Genomic DNA, 1,131 nt, shown 5'->3' with positions numbered 1-1,131 from the left:
TATCAGGAATGTTGTTGGGTGGGTTTGGAGCAATTGCTTCCATTTCAGAATACCAATGATAAGCTACAATATCAAATTTTACACCATTCCAATCAAGCATTCTAAGAAAGCCATAATGTAACCAACCAGCAGCTATCATAGTTTTTGCGTCAGCATCTTTTGATTTAATGCCTACATCCATACCTTTTAAATAAGCACAAACAACATTAAACTTGGCACGATCGTAATCATTCTGGCTTGCTCCGGTTCTATTGGGCAGCAGCAATTTGAGTTCAAGGTCATTACCAAGCTCGTAATAAGTAAAGTATTGACCATATTTAGCTGCAAAGTTACTCCCCAGTGTTTTACCTGCCGTATAAGCGGCCGATGTGCTTGCCGAAAGGTCTAACGTTCGGGTGTAAAGCATGGGTAAGATCCTTACATTACCGGCCGCAGCAGCTTCTCTAAGGGGCTCAAATAAGTAAGGAACGGTTATGGTTCCGTCAGATGTGGTTTGGATATCCACCCGGTACCAGTTCATTCCCATGCCTTTGATTAATTGAATTTGCTTAGTAGGCCCGGTTTTGATATAAGGTGCATCTCCCAGTGGGTGCCCTGATATACCTAATTGTAAACTGGAGCCGCTGACTGAAATTTTACTGGTGGTGCTCACTGCGGCCAGTGATTGCATTTCTTGTGAAGGTTGAGGAGTTGTTTCTACGGGTTGAACGTCATCTTTTCTCGAGCAGGAGGCTAAAATAATGCAGGCGAGGCCCGTCAAACTTACGATTTTAAGTTGATTTTTTTTTAACATAAGCGGGTTTTTTTAATTAATAGTATTAGCTAAACGTTACTTTCGTTAAAAATGTTGCATTAAATGTCTTAATAATTAATAAATTGGTAAATCTAAAATCACTTAAAACAATTTTGATTTACGTTTAAAGCGCCATTTGCTTTCTTTTTGAGGGAGTTATGAAATACTTAGTGTATTGAATTTGTTACAAAAAGACTAAGGAAAAATTTAGCAAAATGATGCCAAATTTACTTTTAAGGCAAATTTAGGATAGATAACAGCAAAGAAAAGTCTGGCAGAATTTTACTTTAATTGCCGGAGAGGCATTAAACGCACAGGGCTGTGAAATAAAAATTAAC

Annotated in this window: 1 protein-coding gene; it reads right to left on the bottom strand. The window is 38.1% G+C overall.

Features of this window, described 5'->3' with window-relative positions; translation table 11 throughout:
* Window positions 1–793 (bottom strand): hypothetical protein (locus AC1DRQ_RS31750; protein ID WP_477430172.1); only part of this gene is annotated, 793 nt, incomplete at its 3' end.
* Between the last annotated feature and the right edge of the window lie 338 nt (window positions 794–1,131).

It is taken from the genome of Mucilaginibacter sp. P4_E8 (assembly GCF_056401495.1).
This window is presented reverse-complemented; position numbering and strand designations above follow the sequence as displayed.